Genomic DNA, 1,914 nt, shown 5'->3' with positions numbered 1-1,914 from the left:
CAGGTAACGAACGACTGACCATGGCTTGCGCCGAAACCGCCTTCCATTAGCTGTTCGTGGTAGAGCTTTTGGCCAGACCCTGTTAGAGTCCCGGACCAACAGGGTGGCAACGGCGCGCCGAGCCTGCCGGGGATCTTCCATCGGCAAACGGCGAAGTTTTTTTGGAGCGGAAGTCGCCTGTTCTGAACCGAAAACAGGGACCGGGGGCTCAACCATGGCTGAACGGAACTATACCCGTCAGCTTGCGACAATCATTTCTATCGACGCCGTTGGTTTTTCGCGGCTGATGGGCATCGACGACGAGCGCGCCGTCGCGGCCTTCGAGGAAAGGCGCGATATCATCACCGACAGTTGCGGCGCCTTTGGCGGCCGCACGTTTGGCGTTGCCGGCGACAGCATCATGGCCGAATTCGGCAATCCAATCGAAGCCTTGCGCGCGGCGTTCGATTTCCAGGACCGGATCATGGCGCTCAATGCCTCGGCCGCGGATGAGATGCGCATGCCGTTCCGGGCCGGGATCAACACCGGAGACGTCATCGTCCGCGAGGGCCGCCTCTATGGCGACGACGTCAACATTGCCGCGCGCCTGCAGGAATTCGCTCCACATGACGGTCTAGCCATCTCAGAGACGACCTGGCACCACGTGAAGGACAAGACGGCCGCGGTTTTCACCGACCTTGGCGAGTTCATGCTCAAGAACATCGCCCTGCCTGTACGTGTGCTGATCGCCGGACGCGGCGGCAACGGCGCGGCGATTGCTGCGCCCCTGGCCGCCATCCCTACCGCTCCCGTCCATGACAGACTCGCATCGAAGGGCCCGCCGGCAATCGCGGTGCTGCCGTTTCACGGCAGCAACGGAGGCGAGCCTGACGTCGGCTACATGGCCGACGGCATTGCGGAAGACATCATCTACGGCCTGTCCAACACCCGCTGGCTCTCGGTGATCGCGAAGGGCTCCAGCTTCCAGTTTCGCGACGACCAGCTCGGAACCAGGCTCATCGGCAATGCGCTTGGCGCGCGCTACATCGTCGGCGGCACGCTGGCGCGCCACAGCGGGCAGATACGCCTCAACGCCTCGCTGACCGACACGTCGAACGGGCGCCTGGTCTGGTCGCAGCGCTTCGACCGCGACCTCATCGACATCTTCAGGCTGCGCGACCAGATCGGCAGCGAGATCGTTTCGATCCTCGACAAGGAGGTCGACCGAGCCGAGCAGGTGCGCACCTTCCAGGTGCCGTGGGAAAGCCTCGAGACCTGGCAGCTGGTGCGGCGGGGCCGCTGGCACATGAACAGGCGCACGCGCAAAGACACCGAGATCGCGCTCGAATTCTTCGAGAAGGCTTACCAAGAAGATCCGAATTCCAGCGCCGTGCTGAACGAGCTGGCATGGTGGTATTTCTGGCGGGCATGGCTGCGCTTCGGCGACAGCGACGACCTGGCCAAGGTCGAAGAATTTGCGCGCAAGTCGCTCTTGATGGACAGCCTCGACGCGCGGCCGCACGCCTATCTCGGGGCTGCCGACATCATGCGCGGCCAGCCGGCATCTGCGGCGGAGCATCTGGCCGAGGCGATCCACATCAATCCGAGCTTTGCCTTCGCCCGCTCGGCAATGGGCAGCGCGCGGCTGCTGCTTGGCGATGCCGCCGGCGCGATCCCGTCCTTCCTGGATACCGAGCGGCTGAGCCCGTTCGACCTCTACCGCTTTCACAATCTGGGCGAGCTGGCTGCCGCATACTGTTTGGTCGAGGACTGGCCGGCCGCAATTGCGGTTGCCGATCGCTCGCTCAACCTTTCGCCGGGCTATTTCTACGCCAGGTTCCTCAAAATCGGCGCCTTGATGCGGAGCGGCCGTCTTGAGGAGGCCGAACGCGAACGCGCCATTCTGGCAACCAGGCATCCCGATTTTTCTGAGCA

The 1,914-nt window shown here is 63.5% G+C and carries 1 protein-coding gene; it reads left to right on the top strand.

Annotated features, from left to right (window positions below; translation table 11 throughout):
* Window positions 1–214: 214 nt before the first annotated feature.
* A partial coding sequence (locus EOA60_RS30920; RefSeq protein WP_164899686.1) for an adenylate/guanylate cyclase domain-containing protein occupies window positions 215–1,914 on the top strand: 1,700 nt, incomplete at its 3' end.

The sequence above is a fragment of the Mesorhizobium sp. M1A.F.Ca.IN.020.06.1.1 genome (genome assembly GCF_004023265.1).
In the GTDB taxonomy this organism is placed as follows: domain Bacteria; phylum Pseudomonadota; class Alphaproteobacteria; order Rhizobiales; family Rhizobiaceae; genus Mesorhizobium.
Note: the sequence above shows the minus strand (reverse complement) of the source record. Positions and strands in the feature narration are given on the sequence as shown.